12 protein-coding genes are annotated in these 16,029 nt (G+C 63.6%); 3 read left to right on the plus strand and 9 right to left on the minus strand.

The genetic code is table 11. The features are described 5' to 3' along the window. Positions 1–52: 52 nt before the first annotated feature. From AB0M65_RS03645 to AB0M65_RS03675, 7 genes are all read right to left on the minus strand, one after another. Entirely contained in the window at positions 53–475 is a 423-nt protein-coding gene (locus AB0M65_RS03645) for a hypothetical protein (RefSeq protein WP_364020800.1), read from the minus strand. Positions 476–595: 120 nt separating this feature from the next. Further along, positions 596–1,108 (minus strand): hypothetical protein, encoded by a 513-nt coding sequence (locus AB0M65_RS03650; protein ID WP_364020803.1) that lies wholly within the window; start codon positions 1,106–1,108, stop codon positions 596–598. After that, the gene (locus AB0M65_RS03655) at positions 1,101–1,502 is read right to left on the minus strand and encodes a hypothetical protein (RefSeq protein ID WP_364020805.1); all 402 of its coding nucleotides are present in this window, start codon (positions 1,500–1,502) and stop codon (positions 1,101–1,103) included. The genes AB0M65_RS03650 and AB0M65_RS03655 overlap by 8 nt, the downstream gene beginning before the upstream one ends. A 1,048-nt stretch (positions 1,503–2,550) precedes the next feature. Beyond that, positions 2,551–3,126 carry a UTRA domain-containing protein gene (locus AB0M65_RS03660; RefSeq protein ID WP_364020808.1) on the minus strand — a complete coding sequence of 192 codons (576 nt, stop codon included), beginning with the start codon at positions 3,124–3,126 and terminating at the stop codon, positions 2,551–2,553. Between the two features lie 1,284 nt (positions 3,127–4,410). Further along, on the minus strand, positions 4,411–4,917 hold the full coding sequence (locus AB0M65_RS03665; protein WP_364020809.1) for a hypothetical protein: 507 nt from the start codon (positions 4,915–4,917) through the stop codon (positions 4,411–4,413). Positions 4,918–5,406: 489 nt separating this feature from the next. Beyond that, the gene (locus tag AB0M65_RS03670; RefSeq protein WP_364020812.1) at positions 5,407–5,577 is read right to left on the minus strand and encodes a hypothetical protein; all 171 of its coding nucleotides are present in this window, start codon (positions 5,575–5,577) and stop codon (positions 5,407–5,409) included. Positions 5,578–5,882: 305 nt separating this feature from the next. Continuing rightward, complete coding sequence (locus tag AB0M65_RS03675; RefSeq protein ID WP_364020902.1) at positions 5,883–7,067, minus strand: TnsA-like heteromeric transposase endonuclease subunit; 1,185 nt, start codon at positions 7,065–7,067, stop codon at positions 5,883–5,885. 203 nt (positions 7,068–7,270) lie between these two features. On the opposite strand from AB0M65_RS03675, the gene AB0M65_RS03680 reads away from it, so the two are divergent. Continuing rightward, positions 7,271–7,963, plus strand: coding sequence for a site-specific integrase (locus AB0M65_RS03680; protein WP_364020815.1), 693 nt, complete (start codon positions 7,271–7,273; stop codon positions 7,961–7,963). A gap of 352 nt (positions 7,964–8,315) precedes the next feature. On the opposite strand, the gene AB0M65_RS03685 is transcribed toward AB0M65_RS03680, so the two are convergent. Beyond that, positions 8,316–10,250 (minus strand): caspase family protein, encoded by a 1,935-nt coding sequence (locus AB0M65_RS03685; protein WP_364020818.1) that lies wholly within the window; start codon positions 10,248–10,250, stop codon positions 8,316–8,318. A 50-nt stretch (positions 10,251–10,300) separates the two neighbouring features. On the opposite strand from AB0M65_RS03685, the gene AB0M65_RS03690 reads away from it, so the two are divergent. Continuing rightward, the gene (locus AB0M65_RS03690) at positions 10,301–12,775 is read left to right on the plus strand and encodes a CHAT domain-containing protein (protein ID WP_364020821.1); all 2,475 of its coding nucleotides are present in this window, start codon (positions 10,301–10,303) and stop codon (positions 12,773–12,775) included. Beyond that, the gene (locus AB0M65_RS03695; RefSeq protein ID WP_364020824.1) at positions 12,772–14,025 is read left to right on the plus strand and encodes a hypothetical protein; all 1,254 of its coding nucleotides are present in this window, start codon (positions 12,772–12,774) and stop codon (positions 14,023–14,025) included. The genes AB0M65_RS03690 and AB0M65_RS03695 overlap by 4 nt, the downstream gene beginning before the upstream one ends. A gap of 821 nt (positions 14,026–14,846) precedes the next feature. Here the strand turns inward: AB0M65_RS03695 and AB0M65_RS03700 are convergent. After that, complete coding sequence (locus AB0M65_RS03700) at positions 14,847–15,449, minus strand: HAD family phosphatase (RefSeq protein WP_364020827.1); 603 nt, start codon at positions 15,447–15,449, stop codon at positions 14,847–14,849. Positions 15,450–16,029 lie beyond the last annotated feature (580 nt).

Consider the following 16,029-nt stretch of genomic DNA (forward strand, 5'->3'; position numbering starts at 1 on the left):
GTCGTTATGGCCGAAGGTCGCTGAGGACAGTCAGGGCGATCGCCCAACCGCGCTACGACCTTGGCAGAGGCCATTTACCGTACACGTTGGCGAGGGTGCGTCCAGTGGTGTCATGCAGGCTGGAGGTCGGTGGGACGAGCTGTTCGCCGGCCAGTCCGAGCAGGTCTCGTTCGTGGTACCACTCGCGCATGTGCTCGGGTCCGAACTCGTTGGCTTGCGGCCGTGTCGTGTGCCGGCGCAGCGACTCCTCGAACGTGACGTCCAGGTAGTAGACGCCGGTGCGGCCGCAGTGATCAGCGACCAGATCGGCGAGCATGTCACCGTAGCGTTCGGCGTGCAGGATGCCTTCCACGATCACGTGCAAGCCGGCGTCGAGGGCGTAGCGGGTCACGGTCGAGATGAGACCGATGTTCACGCCGCCGGGCATGTCACGTTCTTTCAGGATGGTCCGGCGGACCACGTCCTGCGCAACCACGGCACAGGTTCGCCCGAGTTGTGCACGGACCGCTGGCCGGCAACGTGAAGCCACTCACCGCCAAGGACATGGTGGCGACTACCAGGGCCGCACGTCGCAATGTCTTTATTTTCCTTCCGATTATCTAATGAATTCGACTTCACTCAAAGATCCCGTAAAAGATCCATAGAAGTCATGATCAAGGACGCCGGTAAGCGACTTGAGCAGGAAATCCGAAAAGCCTCCATCGAATTCCCAGCAGTAATCTAGTTCATCACCGATGACAACCTTCCATTCATCCGGATGCCCCTCGGTCAGCCAGTAGCACTGCTCCCTGTTGACGTTATTCCCCCAACACAGCAGCCCACCCTTATCCGGATACGCCGAATGCGGATACAATAAAGGAAATTCAGAGACTAGTTCGCGAAGGGATTTCGTACGCGTTTGAGCATCCAATAGGAGATTGAGGTCAGGATCAACACACGATGGGTGCGCGACCCTGAGAAATTGATTCACGAACATCGCAGGATACTTATTCGAGAATCCTTTGTAATCAGCTGGAAGTTCAGTGCCAAGCCTTTCTTCTACGCCTGCCCAGTCGACCGCGATCGACTCAACAGTCGGAGCTCCCAGTACGGCATAAAGTTCATCCACAACTACCACCATACGTCGTTTGCCTATGCGGCGCCTTGTTGTCAATTACAGCGTGCACACAGGTTCCCCCATCACCGATAGTGTCCATCAGCTCGGTGATCCGGCGCGCGGTCGCGTCGGCGCGGGCGTCGTCGGCGACGCGTTCCTGGTGGGCCTGGGTAGTAGCGGCGACGGCCTGCCGGTGAGCGAGGACCTCGTATTGCTGAGCGAGAGGGCGCTCACGGTCATCGAGGTCGGCTTCGGCGGAGTGCTGGCGGCGCCAGGCGAGGCAGAGCGCAACCACGCCGCCGCTGAGCCCGATCTTCAGCGCGTTCAACCGCGCGTTCACCAGGTCCGGACCGGTGAGTCCGGCGGTGGCCGACCACCACAGCACGGTCACTGCGGCCGCGGTCATGACCGCGGTCCACCACATCCCGGCCGGGTCAACTCAGCCAGCCGCTTCACCGAAGACGGGTTTGAGCGTGGCACCGAGGAGGTGTTCGCGGTCGTTGGCCGCACATCGTCGGTCATGCCCATCATCGTCGCGGAAACCAGTGAATACGTTGCGGAAGTCGGTAGGTATGTGCAAAGCCCGGGCACACTTGGCCCGATTACACGGCGAGGAGAGCATCAACGTGTCGTGGGCCAGCGCGGTTAGTTGGACACGAACTTCGGCACAGCAGAGCAAACGGAGACGAAACGGAGCCCAATCGCGGTCAACTCCGAGGTAACCATGCCACAGAGATATCAACATCCCCGCAGGTCAGCGGGGATGTTGATGCGGTGGGCCGCCTCAGGCTCGAACCCAAAACCTACGGTTCAGCATTCCGGGTCATCAGTCCGTTGTGGACACTTGTCAACGTTGGCCATCATCTGCGAGTTTCGCGAGTGCAAACGGTCGTCGTTTGTGGACATTGGTCGTTGTCGATCAGTGAATTCCGGGAGTAAACCGGCCGGATGATCTTGAGGTCTCCACCTACAAGTGGGGGCCTCTTCGTCCATCCCATCGACCTGGCGTCAGCCCGATCGAGCCCGTCAAGGGGGCACCGATTCCGCCGTCGCGAGTGTTCCGCCGGACTGCCCACTTGACGGGCTTGATAGCCCTCTGGGAGGTCGATGGGATGGACGACAGGCACTCACGAACGCGAGTTCCGCGCTCTCCTCGCCCATCCCGGAGACCTGCCCGTCCCGGCGAGGACAGTGCTTGTTGACGGAGCCTTCCCGCCGGGCCACGCCGACACTCCTGTTTCCCCTGGTCGATGACTTGAAACCTTACTAACGGCCTCTTCGGTGGGTGGCCGCTGGCTGGCTTTCCACGGGCGACCTCCGGGGACCGGCCGCATGCCCCGGCGGGGCTTGCCCGTGGATCGAACACTCTGCCAGCGGCCCCGGAGGGGTCGCCTTGATCCAGTAGAGAAAGTTCTCACCAAGCGCCCGACTCACCGGCACGTGATCTACGGAGATCAGCCCGCCGGGAACTCGTACGCAAGTTCGTACTTGTCGCCAGACAAGCGCATGTCGTTCATTTCGACCGCTCGACCTTCTGCGCTGTAGGCAATCCGCCGAACCGCGAAGATCGGAGTTCCGTTATCGAGCTGGAGCATGGACGCCTCTTCGGGCGTCGGCATACGAGTGCTGACCGTCTCCACGAAGTGGTCCAGCGGGTACCCGGCTTCTTCAAGGCGCGCGTAGCTACCACCCTTGCCAGTGTCCACCTGCTCGATCAGGGTGTCCCGCGTGATCTCCCTGGGGAGCCGGGACGTTGCGAGCTGGACTGGCAGGCCGTTCGCTCGCATGACCCGCTCTCGAACCGTCACCTCCGCACCCTCGTCAATGCCAAGTATCGTCGCCGTGTCCGTGTCCGCTGGCTCAAAGGTGATCTTTACGCTCACGCTCGGCGTGAACTTGTTCGCCTCGGCATCCCCGAGGAACGCGCCTTTGTTCTCGGCACGAGCAGCCCGGCTGAGCCTGCTTCGGCTGAGGCGCTCAACCCTGTGCGGCGGGCGGATGAACACGCCCTTGCCATGCTCTGAGCTCACGAGTCCCTCCGAGCGGAGAAGTCCAACGGCTTCACGGATCGTGATCCGCCCGCACCGGCCTGGACCTCGCTTCGCGGCGGCCGTCCGCCGGCCAGTTCTCCAGCACAATACCGCGATGGCCCACAGCGGCTCGCACGCACCACTTTCTTGGTCATCGTCGCAAACTCGGGCTGGGTGATGCTCGCGGCTGCCGTTCCCCACGCTTGGTCAGCACCGCAGCCAAACCCACCCGCGCACGATCGTTGCCCGCGTCCTGAGTCAAACGACAGAAGTTGCAGACGCTGCCGCGTTGTCTAAGCGTTGCTGCTCGGCAATAAGTCCCCGGGGCCGCGGTAGATTAGTCGGACTCCGGAACCAGCATCGTGCCGAAGCCCTTCACACTGCCCTGAGCGATACGTTTTCTACCTGCTCTTCATCGTGTCAGAGCTCTGGCGATGCCCTGATCTCGAGGGCGATTCGAGCAGGCACCACCCCATCAGCGCACCCGCCGGCTCACACGATCACCACCACTTGGACCATCGTGCGATTGCGAGCACCACCTTCGCTTCCAGCTGATGCGTGCACGGGTGTGGTGCTGGCGGTCCTGATGCACCGATCCGGGCCCAGAACGCGAGCGAGGCGGGGTCGCGATCGATCGGCAGGGTCGTCCACTGGTAGCGCGGACCTCGTGCGGCAGCCGCGGCGACGAGAACAGAGCCCGCACCCCGGCTGCGGTGTTTCTTTTCGACGTCGACGTCGATCGCGCGCCGGTCGATCGAACAGAGGAAAAGCTGGACTTCACCGAAGGTCGTGTGTCCCAGTCGCAGCTGGATAAATCCGATCCCGGCCGGAGTCGGTGGGCGAAGCAGGACGAGGCGGAGTCCGTACTCGTCGACTTGCTCTTCGGTGACGTGCCGTACTGGCCAGGGGTCGATCTGTGCCCAGAGTCCGCTGCGGCGGGGGAGGGCGTGGCAGGCCTCGCACAGCCATTCTGGTGCCTGGTAGTCCTGGGACCAGCTTTGCCGGACTCCACCGACCGCGAGGTCGTGCCCCCACGGGCACCTTGCCGGTGTCCGGCGTTCCGGGGCGGATCGGGACTTCCAAGGTGCGCCTGTAGGGTCTCATCGCTCCTGACATGTTGATCTTGCACGACCTGCGGTTTCGCAGCCTGTCTCACGGCCGCTTCATCAAACCAGTCTCACGACCGCTTCACTTCTTCGGCCACCACGGTTCGTCGCACGGGCCAGATGCTCCGCTGGTGTGATTGGCCGGCTGCCGTGGCGGGTGTACCTTGTGGCTGCGGATTCACTGCCCGTGATCGTCGGTGGCTGCCCTGAGCCGTTCCGCGGTATCGAGCGACTTGGCTTGCAGTCGCTCCGTCTGATTTCGGTACCACTCCAACCAAGGGCTTTCGGCCGCTCGCTGCGTCACGATGAGCTCCACTCCTGAGTCGTCATCGGCTGTCACCACCTCGTAGCCGATTGAGGACAAGATCGTCGCCATCGCGGTCTGCATCGCGGTGTCGATTGTCTTCTTCCACTGCCCTGCGGGATTATCTGGCCCGATACGGCCCTCGCTCCACTGCTCCAGCGACGCGGACTTCAGGATCGAATGGCTGACCCAGCTGATAAACACACCACGATGCCCGAGGTCGTCGGCGAAGACGTGCGCGCCGACCGGACCGAGGGGATGGCCGCCGTGCATGTAATCGGGAACCAGGGGTATTCCGGCGACGGCCAGGTCGGAGCTGACGAGATTGGCCAACACGTACAGCCTGATGAGCGGATCTTTGGGTTCGTGCTGGTCTGGCATGTCTGCTCGTGCTCCTGGTTCCGGTTGTGGATCGGTGAGCGTCAGTTGTTCGCGCCAACGGTCATCGAGTGATTCTTCCTTACCCAGGGGCCGAGGACCTGCATGATCTCACCGCGCGTGACATGTCGATCTTAAGTGACCTGGGCTTTCGTGGTCGTCTCACCGCGACGTACTGAAATCGGTCTCGGTTTCGAGGCAATTCCTCACGTGTGGCCAGTTCTGGACTGATCAACCCGAGCCAGGCATCCTGTTGGTCAACCACGTGCCCCATAATCAACCTCTGCCTCGTGGCATTTCTTACTGCCCTCACAACGCTCGGGCCTCCATCGCGCCGGAGTGCCCGAGACTCTCGGGTCTGGTGACAGCGAAGCCTTAAGCGGTACGGCGCCGTTGGCGTCGAACGGAAATCAGCGGTCGAGGCGTATCGTTTCAGCGCTTGGTGATGACGCTTCACTTGGTGCTGCTAAAGATTCCCAGCACGTTGGGGAACTACGAGGAGCTGCTCGGGTCGCTGTGTCCGATGGCCTTCAGGCCGCAGGTGGTTAGCCATGCCACGCAGAGGGTCAGCACGAGGACTTCAACGTTGGCCGAGATCAGGTGGAAGTGGCGCAGTAGCAGGTAAACCGCCAGTGGCGCGAAGCTGACGGTCAGCCGCCCCACCAGGGCGAGCTTGCTCCTGACCACGTACGTGGCCCGTTGAGGGTCGTCGGGTAGTTCGCCGAGCCTGCCTGTCCATTCCGTTCGAACCTTTCGTGCCGCAGGCTGCCTGACCTGCGGCATGAAACGCGAGCCCGGTCACCAGGCCAGGCCGATTGTTCGGACTTACCTTTCGAATTCGGCAACCCGGGCATCCATAGGCACGGTCGCCGGTGTCCGTTCTCGGTAGTGATGCTGGCGGGCCTCGCAGGTCGGCTCCCTGATCGAGTTGGCGAGGAGCGCGTTAGCGATCGCCGCGGAGGGGATGGTCAGCCACATTGCATGGTGCAGCGGGCGGCGTCGAACCGCCCTGCCTTCAGGTCGTCGGTCCGAATGAGCCAGTACAGCGTTCCGACGTCACCCCACAACATGTCGGTGTTTTCGTCACTGTCGAACTGGGCGAGCAGCACCCAGCGGGCCGCTTCCTCTGACAGTCGTGGGTCGCTCCACTCGCCCTCCAGCACTGCCGCCGCGATCTCGTTCTCCACAGCGCCCTGGACCGGTGAGGCGAAGCCACCGACCTGATGTTGTGGGATGTCTCCGTTGGCTTCCCAGGTGAGCTCTCCGAACACATCGGTGCCCGCGCGCCCAGGACCAAGGACTGACTCGACAGCTTCAGCCAGGGGCACTCCGCTCGCCGTCTCGGTGTGGTCGAGCAGGATGTGCTCTCGCTCCGGAGCCGTGGCCACGACCTCCGCGAACACGTCACGGCGCGGGTAAGGGGCGAGGCCGGCCGGGGCTGTTCGTTCGATGACCGGCTCGCCCGCCGGCACGAAGATCACTCGACAGCCGTCGACGTCCTCGGCTATAGCTGGTTGGTCCTCATCGGCTGAGTAGCGTCCGTCGAAGTAGAAGAACAACAGCGTGCCCGCGTCCGGGAGCGGGATGGTCACGAACTCACGCGGCAGCGTCGCGCAGTCCACCGCGGCGATGAACGTGAGCGGCCCTCGTCTCGCCCAGGTAGGCCAGTCCATCGCATCCGGCAGCGCGGGATTCCCGCCGAGGTGCCCTACCCGTGGACCCGTGTCACTGGAGACAAGCCGAATTCCGGGTTGAAACAGTTCGATCCATGTCGCCGCCACTTCAGCGGGCAGGCGGTTCCGAGCAAGAGCGCTGAGTCGATCTTTCCATGGTGTCACGCCACCATTGTGGCGCAAGGCACCGACACAAACGGCTGAGCGGCGCCCGTATCGACCAGAGGACGCGCACGCGTCCCGCGTCGCCTCGAACGCCGCCTGATCACGAGGCTTGATCCGGCCCGTTGGGCGGTAGTCGATCACCCGCGCCGACCCGTCGGCCAGCCGCGCGAAGTAGTCCGGGGCGTGCGAGCGCAGCTTCCCGTCCGCCGTGGTCCAGCACAACCAGAACGGCTGCGACGCGATCCCCGCGACGTCCGGATCGAAGTCCAGCAGGACCAGTGTGTCGCGCTCCAGCCAGAACTCGTAGCCGACCAGCGTGCCCGTCGTCGTCGATGCCGTGGGCTGCGAGGTAGTCGGCGGTGATCAGGTCGAACTCGGCGACCAAGCGGGCGGTGAGCAGGACGGAGAAGTCGGCGAAGGCCTCGCGCTGGGCCTTGGTGCTCGGGCGGTAGCGCGCGGGCTGGCCGCTGAGGGTTTCGAACAGCAGGCAGCGCATCGAGCGCAAGGTGCCGGTGTTGGTGGAGTTGGCGCACACCAGCATCCGCCAGTACCAACGCCTCAACGGCGAGGTGATCGCGTTGCTGGTCATCGCCCCGTCGAGGACCGACCGAGAACGCGTCATCCCCATGCCCGCAGAGTTGTTCCACGTCATCGCGATGATCGTGATGCGGCAAACCGCGCACGGCCCGATTCCGTCGATACCCCGCTACGACGGCCATGAGCGGGTGTGGACCGCGCCGATGCCGTTCTTGTTCCAACGTCAGATCGGCGGGGTCCGCCAGGTGACCAGCACAGTCACCGTCCTGAACAACCTGCGGAAGCAGTGCCAAAGCCTCGGTGAGACGAACCCAGCATTCCGCGGTCTACATTTCACGCCTCATGATTTCCGAAGGCTTCTCGCCACGGACCTAGTCAACAATGGGCTGCCCATCCACATCGGCGCGGCATTACTTGGCCATTTGAATATTCAAACCACCCAAGGGTATGTCGCGGTCTTCGAGAAAGACGTGATCAGGCACGTCCAAAGCTTCCTGGCCCGCCGACGTGCCATGCGCTCCGAGGAAGAATACCGCCCTGCCACCGAGAAGGAATGGCAAGAATTCGAAGAGCATTCGACAAGCGCACAGTGGAGCTCGGTTCCTGCGGCCGCCCATACGGGACAAGTTGTCAGCATGAGCACGCTTGTTTACGGTGCGCGCAACTGCACGTAAACCCGAAGATGCTGCTCCGCCTCGACGACTCGGAGTCCGACTTGGAAGAGCGGAAAACACACGCTGCCTCCGAGGGCTGGCTGGGTGAGATCGAAGGGATCGACCGCACCCTCCAGTGCCTGCGCGACAAGCGCTCCGACTCACCCGCATCACACGTCAGGTCAACCTCGGCATGCCCACCATCAGTACAGCCCGATAACCAAAACCGGCTGGATCGCTCCCAGCGCCTGAGTCACGCCGGGAGCGATCCGCCTGCAACCACCGAAGCGTCCTCAACGCGGCACGAGCGGTAATTTCTTGCTGTTTGGAATCTTCAGGACGGCGTGAACCGTAGCGCCGTCTTTCTGCATGATCACTCACGTGGTATTTGGGTCACGACCGGCAGCAGGGAGGTATACCAATCACTTCCTGGGAGGCTAGGCACGGTCATGTCGCGTACTGGCTCCCAGCCTAGGCTCGCCGTCACAGTCTGCGGTCCCCCACCTCGGGCGAATTGTTCGCCGAGTGCGGGCAGTTCTAGAGCGATAGGGTTTATCTCGCGTTCGGAGACGATGAGCTTGCACCAGTCCATGCTCGCGGCGCCGGGCTTGATGGTTCGCTCGGGCGGCAGGACGACCGGAATCCGGTTTCCTTCGGCGGCAGCGGCCACGGCCATCGGCGCCAGGAATCCGCCGGGGAAGAGCGTGGCGTGTGAACGGTATCGGTCCGTGAGGTTGAGTAGGACGCACCACAACCTGTGTTGTGTTGTGTTGCGCAGCCGGACGAAGACCTCGGGCGGCGCCCAGCCGTCAGCTGTGCGGTGATACGTGAGTGCGATCGTGCCGTTGTCACTGATCGGGATTGGGAAATCTTCGCGCGGTGCCACCGCGACTCCGGGGTACGCGGCCACGATCTCCAGTCGTACAGCACCGGTCAGCGCCGACCAGGGGTTCGCCAGTTCCTTGATCTGTGTCCATCGCGCAACGTGCGCCATTTTCGACACCACCAGGTGAGCACTGCCGTCGGAGTGGCCGTCGACGTCGGGGATGATCGGCGTGCGGTCGGAACGCAGGACGCGGAAGACCTCACGCCCCTCCCGTTGTACCGCAGTGACATGCATGCGCAGGCCCGATGTCGGGTCGTCCAACTGTGCGGCGCTCAGATAGGCCGACGTGCGGATCGCTTCGGTGACCCGCGTGCATGCCGCCGGATCGTCTTCGGGTGTCCCGCCGACCACGACCTGGGCGGCCGGCAGCGGGGTTCGGCTCAAGACGACCGGATACTGCATGGCTGGGTCAGGCTTCCAGTCGAGCGGCTCGACGGTCGACTCGCCTATCCCCACCTCGATGACGCGCAATATCAGGCTCGTGTGGCCGGTGACGGCCAGGTGCACAGGGGCGTCAGGAGCTGGGGCGGGCAACCCATGGCAGCGACCGACGTCGACCAGCCATCTGTCACCGGTCCAGCGGACCGTCGTGGCTGCGGGCTGGACCAAGGCACCGCCGAGGAAGGGCTGGTCGGCAGGCCCGTCGCGGTAGGCGGGAAACAACACGGGAGTTTGTGCCTGGCGGATGCCCTCGATTCTGGATCGAGCACCGACGAGCAGGTCGCGGTAGGTGGCGTCAGCCCCGAGATGGCGCATGGTTTCCAGCAGCGCGGTGGTGAACACACCTCGGTGCTCATTGCCGTTGATTTGTTCGGCGGCCACCTGGTGAGACTGGCAGGCTGACAGGGCCACATGCGAGGCGCGCGCGGAGGTCGTGAGGACTCGCGGCTCCGGCAGGCGGGGCAAGGAGCGCGGAGGGGCGGTGACGGCGGGCGCCGAGCGGATCTTCGCCCAGGGGTCCCGGGTGCCACTGCCCGAGTGACAGCAGTCCAGCACGACCACGACGTGCGGGCCACGTTCGGCGACCCCGTCGAGCAGCACGGAAAGTTCCTTGTCGGTCAGATCCAGCACCTCGCCGTCTCGGCTGTCGTGGCAGACCAGCGACTGACTCTTCCCTGTGGGTTCGAGGTGCCAGTGCTCCGGTGCCACTGTCTGTTCGGACCCATGACCGCTGAACCAGAGCAGCGCAACTTCGCCCGGCCCGGCTTGGCCGAGGTGCGAGCGGATCGACTCCACGATCGCGTCCTTGGTCGCGTCCTCGTTAAGGAGGCTCCATTCGACCAGGCGTGATCCCAGCCGTTGTTTCAGGAACGCCGAGACGTGCTTGACATCGTTGGCGCATCCCGCCAAGTCGTGGACGCGCCTATAGCGGTCGATCCCGATAAGAAGAGCGCGTACCTGCTTGGTCGCTTGTGTCCGCACGCCGCCAACCGTAGCAGCGCGCGGCATCGTGGATGTGCGCATAATGCGGTATGGAGGACACCGCAGACGATTCTGAGAAGGAGCAGCTCGCCGCGGCCGCACAGGCGGTAACGAAGGCCGTTCAGGCGGCCTGGCTGCTGCAAGCGCGGATAGGGGAAGGTATCGGTGAACCGGTACGTGACGCGGTGATCGAGCTGGTTACGGAACGCGGCCCACGCGCTAAATTCCGGATGATCACCGAACGAAAGGAGCTGCTGAGCCGCGAGGCGGAACGGCTGATCGACCGCACCATCGAGTTCCTACGCACGTTGCCTCAGGCTGACAGCTCCTATGAGCGTTTTTTCGTATCGCACCTCGAAATGATCAGGCTAGTCCAAGCGGGCGAGATCGATGCCGATGACATGCCTGTGGAGCCGCTCGAAACAGCCATCCGGGATGAGATCCTCGCTCGTCCCCGGACCGACCGGCCACAGACCGCGGAAGAGTGGGACGACCGAGGGCGTACCCTGCGGGACCGGGGCCAGATCGAAGAGGCCAGAAAGGCGTTCACTGAGGCTCTTCGCCTGGCTCGAGCCGAGGGTGACCCGGCGGTCGAAGGCAGTGCGGAGATCGGTCTGTTCACGCTAGTGATGAAGACCTCCCACACTACCCGGGGAAGCCATCAGCGGTTGCTGGGACACGCTCGCCGTGCCGCGGATGCGTATCGCAAGGCGGGTGACTCCGTCGGAGAAGGTAACGCAGTCGTGGCGATGATCACGGTGCTGACCGACGTCGCTGACCGACCGAACCTGGAAAGCGCCTTGAATCGTCTGGCCCAGCTGGATGGAGATCAGACGCGGTGGTGGCGGGCGTATTCGACCGCGATGACCACGGCAGAGCCCGATCTGCGGATCTCCGGGATGCGGTGGTGCGTCGAGTCGGCCCACCTTCTCGGCGACCACGCCGACTTCTACCGCAAGATGTGTGCGGGCAAGCTGGCCTACTTTGAGGGCCGCGAGGTATCCCTGGAAGACGACGACTCGGACGTCTTCCAGGGAGGGATCACCACACTCGGTGTGATGGTCAACGGCCCGACCGAGGCTGCGGCCCAACGGCTCGACAAGATCCTGCAGCGCGTCGAGGAGTTGCGGAGATACGGGCGATCGCAAACCCTTCAGCGAGAGCTGTCGAACACACATCAGAACACCTACCGAGCGGCCGCTCAATGCGCCGAAGCACTGCGCGGTGCCGAGGAGGCGGTCGACATCCACGAGCTCGCCGCCAGCCGGGCACTGCTCGCGCAGACGGAGACGCACCAGCTTTGGAGGCAATGGCACCCGCAGGTGTGGGAGGACTCCCGCTCGGACGTGCTTCAGGACAGTCTCGGAAGATTTATCGTCGCTCCCACCGAGCCCAACCGTCTGCTGCTCACTCAGGTGTTCAGCGACCAGCGGCTGGCGCAACAGCGACAGGAGCAAAAGCTGCTGTCCGCCACGCCCGGCCTCGCCACGGCAACGCCACCAATGCCGACCCGGTCCGTGCGGGGGCTGCTCGCCGAGGACGACCGCATCGTGGTCTTCGGTTCGACTGGTTCGATCTTCCTCATCAGTCACGACGACTGCCGGACGATCGGTCACTTCGCCAATAAGAAGCTAACCGAGGCAGTGCAAGGCGCGCGTGGCCAACTGTCCAACCCGGTGGGCGGCTCACCGGACGACCACAACGCGGTCTCCTGGCTCCTGTCCCATCTCCTCCAGCCCCTCCTGGACCACACTCCGGAAGGGTGCCGCCTGTTCCTCGTGCCACACGGCGCGCTCTGGCAGATCCCCTTGGGGGCGCTGGCACCCGCCATGCTCTCCGAAACCCGTGAAGTGAGCTACGTGCCCAGCCTCACCTTGCTGGCACGCCTGCTGACCAGGCCGCGGCTCACCCGCGTCCTCGAACGCTTCGTCGGCTTCGGTGACCCCGACAACAGCCTGCCACACGCCCGAGCGGAGATCGACCACGCGGCGAGCACGTTCATCGACTCGTTCACAGCGACCGGCGACCAGCTTCACTACCACATGGTGATGGCCAATCTCGCCGACGCCGATGTCGCCCACTTCGGCTGCCATGGCTTCTTCTTCCCCAACCATCCCGACTTCTCCGCCCTGCACCTCGCCGGCCCAGCCGACCACCCCGAGGTGCTCTGGTACGGGGAGCTCGCACGGTACGAACTCAACGCGAGACTGGTCGTCCTAGCGGCCTGCCACGCGGGAACCGGTGCGATGCTGTTCGGCTCCGAATACGTCGGCTTTCCCGGCGCGTTCCTCGCGGCCGGCGCCCAGGGCGTCCTGGCTCCCCTATGGGCGGTCTCCGACGCCTCGACCGACGCGCTCATGCGGCATTTCTATGCCGGGCTCAAACATTTCGCCTCGCCTGCTACAGCATTGCGGCAGGCACAACATGCCATGGCCGCCGATCCGAGCACAGCCCATCCCTACCACTGGGCGGGCTTCCAGCTCTTCGGCGCGCCAGCGACGTACAAGTTTCCGGGTGCGCGGTGATCAACGACCCCGCACGCGACTTTGAGCCGCCGCCGCGGACGACGATTGCCCGGACGCCCCACGAACTTCAGATCGGCTACGACCTGGAGGACGTCTTCTGCGCCTACACCGAGTTGCCCGTGATTGTCACCCAGGGTTTTCCGGACTACATGCTCGACAAAATGCACGACGGGTGCGGATGGACCGCCGATAGGATCCGCGAACTCGGTGTGGACTCGGCTTTGGTGGACCGGTTCGAGGAGATCGTGGCCGCATTGCCGGGGCACCATGACTTCGCCCGGGCAGTCGGACCGGACTGGCTGGCGGCCAGGGCACGCACCAGCGCGGAGATGGAGCACCTTATCGGTGTCGTACGCGCCGCGATCGATGTCCATGGATTGCGGTACTACGACTATGGAGTCATGCTCTGCCGAGTCCGGCTGTGCGTGCGGATGATCCACTTGATTCCGAACGTTCCCCAGGAGATCACTGAAACGCTTCCCGACCTCGAGTCGATCTATCGCCCGGAGCTGATGCGCGCCACAGCCATCCTTCAGAACATGATCACGCATGAGAGTCCCACCCGGCCGTACGGCTCCGGCCAGTACCATCTGGACCAGGCCTTCGCGGCCTTCGCGGATTATCTTGAGGATTGGCGAACCGGCACCAGCGAACTCACCGACGACTTCGTCAGGCGACTGGACGAGCTCACCCGGACCGTAGGCTTCAGGGGAGGGGACCAAGCCAAACAGGAGACGACGTGGATCAAGCATCCGGAACCACTCGCCGAGGAAGACCGACTGCCGCTTCCCGTGCCACACTCCACCGCCGAGCGAGAACAACTCGAATCCTATTGGCAAGCGATCAAACAGATCGCCACGGCTGGCGACGTCGAGCGCTTCCTCGATCTGGTGCGGCACTTGCTTGACACGTGCCGGCGCATTCTCGGCCCCGTCCACCCAGTCACCCTGCATGTCCACGTCGACTTCGCGGCCGGGCACAGCGCCGTCGGCCGAGCCGGTACCGCAACCCTGATGCTGCTCGACATAGCCAACACCGCGCTGCACTACTACGGACCCCATCACCCGGCCAGATACCTGATCATCGCCCATGCTCACTCTTTCCTACAGCATTGGGATCCAGAGCAAGCCCAAGAACTCTACGACTTCCCGCTTAAGTCTCTGATCGAGCACGACGAAGCCGACCTGCCGCCCTCCTTGCACAAGGCCCGCCGAACCATCCTGGAATCGCTCGGCGTGAATGACCACTGATTCGCCGGCCTCAGCGCGGCTACGTCTCAGATACCTGGACTGCCGTCCCCCGGCGAGGCAGTCTGCGGGACTGTCCCAGTAACGGTGTTTTCGGCCGGGCACGCCGGGTGTGAGCTCGGCGGGATGGGCACGGTGTGTGATGACACTGGACGTTGTGGCTTCAGGAGCGACGGGTAAGAGCAGGGCACAGCACAGTCGCTCAGATCGAAACGCTCGACAATTTCTTCGAGGCACGAAACGCAATCGTGCACGATCTTGACTACGAAGACCCGTCGGCACCAAGCATCCAGGCACGGTGGCGTCGGAAGATGGAGGAAGCCCGCGACGACTGCGACGCGGTGCTGACACTTGTCGCGACGATCATCCGCGCGACAGCGACCAACTTGCGGGCATGCCGCTGAACGGTGGCGCCTACGGTTTTGCCGTAAAAGATAGGGCTGATGGTGGCGGTCTCGGCGCGCAACATCGAGACCATCAAGGAGTTGCCGGTCGAGCAACTCCTCGTCGGTGACCGCGCGGTGGGGCTGCAGCTGGTCAAACGGCGCCGCAGCGCGCGGTTGATTCAACACCGCAACCTGGGAGATCTGGTACGCCCATCGTCGCCTGCAGACCCCGGGCGGGCTGTACCTACTGCTGCACCGCCTCATAGACCGTGGCTGCGGCTTCACCGGCAGCGGCAAAGTCCGGTCAGCCTGGGGCAGCAACACCAGGCGGCGGCTCATCCACGCACGGCTCGAGCACGAACCCACCTGACAGCCTCATGGCCCGCCAATTCACGAAACTCGTTAGATCCGGATGGGGACACCGGTTCAATCACCGGCTCAAGTCAGCAACTCCTCGATCTCGGCGATTACCTGAGTGTTGTCCCGGTAGTGGATCCCGCGGATGCCAACCGCACAGGCAGCGACGATGTTGGGCTCCAAATCGTCGAGGAAAATCACTTCCTCGGGACGAACCTCGAGTCGCGCGCAGCTGAGCTCGTAGATCCGTGGATCTGGCTTGCTCATTCCGACCTCGTGCGAGTAGACGATGTCATCTACGAGGTCCTCGAACCCGTATGCGGCCTGCTCCCGTTCCCGGGCGCCGACGAAGCTGTTGCTCAGGATGCCGGTCCGATAGCGCGGGCGCAGCCCCCGGCAATACTTGATCAACTCGAGATTGCCGGTGCCCAGATACTGCTCCCAGAAATCCGCCATGATTCCATCGGCCTGGTCCCTGGCAACGCTGAGTCGATCGCTGATCGCCTGACGCACCTCGTCCTCGGTGGCCTCGCCAATGGCCCCGGCTGTCCAGACGTCCGCCAGTCGTCGGCCGACCTCACCCTCTACGAGACCGAGCCTGGCCTCCCACCGCCTGCCGACTCCAAGGTCGGGCGCGATCTCCAGTACGTCGCCGATGTCGAACACCACCGCACGAATCGCCATGATGGCTACCCTATCGGCCGCAGACCCAAACACGGAGGATAACAGTCTACGAACACCTCGCCAAGAACCCTGACTCCGCACCATTCGGACGGTTTGAATATCTGACGTCACCATTTTCTTCGACGAAGCTCTCGTCCGCACGTATCGAGCATTCCTCGACCGCCGCCGAGCTGCCCGGCCCGAGGCTGAGTACCGGGAACCGACTGAGGAAAGATGGACAGAGTTCCAGGAACATTTTTAGACCCGCAAGCTCGAGTTGGGTGAGTACGGGCGACCGTATGGCACGCCGTGCAAGCACGAACATATCCCGTTGACCGAAATAGCGTGGGACGTTCGAGGGCTCTCTCGATGTCAACGGATAGTGACTGTCCAGCCTGTCGCGGCTTTCCCCAAAGCAAGAGGCCCTGCGCGTAGCAGCTGGATCTGCTGTCATCTCGTGCGTCGATCACGGCGGCGCGCGGAGGTATGGATGGCAGAGCACGGCACAACGGTGCGGGATGTCGCGAACCTGGTGGTGCCCAGGGTCGGCCGGGTGGAGGAGACCGGCGACAGGTCGATGCCGTTCCGGCTCCTTAATGGA

The organism is Amycolatopsis sp. NPDC051071 (genome assembly GCF_040682875.1).
Taxonomy (GTDB): Bacteria; Actinomycetota; Actinomycetes; order Mycobacteriales; family Pseudonocardiaceae; genus Amycolatopsis.

Coding starts and splice junctions, on each gene's coding strand:
- AB0M65_RS03665 (WP_364020809.1), bottom strand. CDS start 4,917: ATGCCAGACCAGCACGAACCCAAAGATCCGCTCATCAGGCTGTACGTG.
- AB0M65_RS03690 (WP_364020821.1), top strand. CDS start 10,301: ATGGAGGACACCGCAGACGATTCTGAGAAGGAGCAGCTCGCCGCGGCC.
- AB0M65_RS03700 (WP_364020827.1), bottom strand. CDS start 15,449: ATGGCGATTCGTGCGGTGGTGTTCGACATCGGCGACGTACTGGAGATC.
- AB0M65_RS03655 (WP_364020805.1), bottom strand. CDS start 1,502: ATGACCGCGGCCGCAGTGACCGTGCTGTGGTGGTCGGCCACCGCCGGA.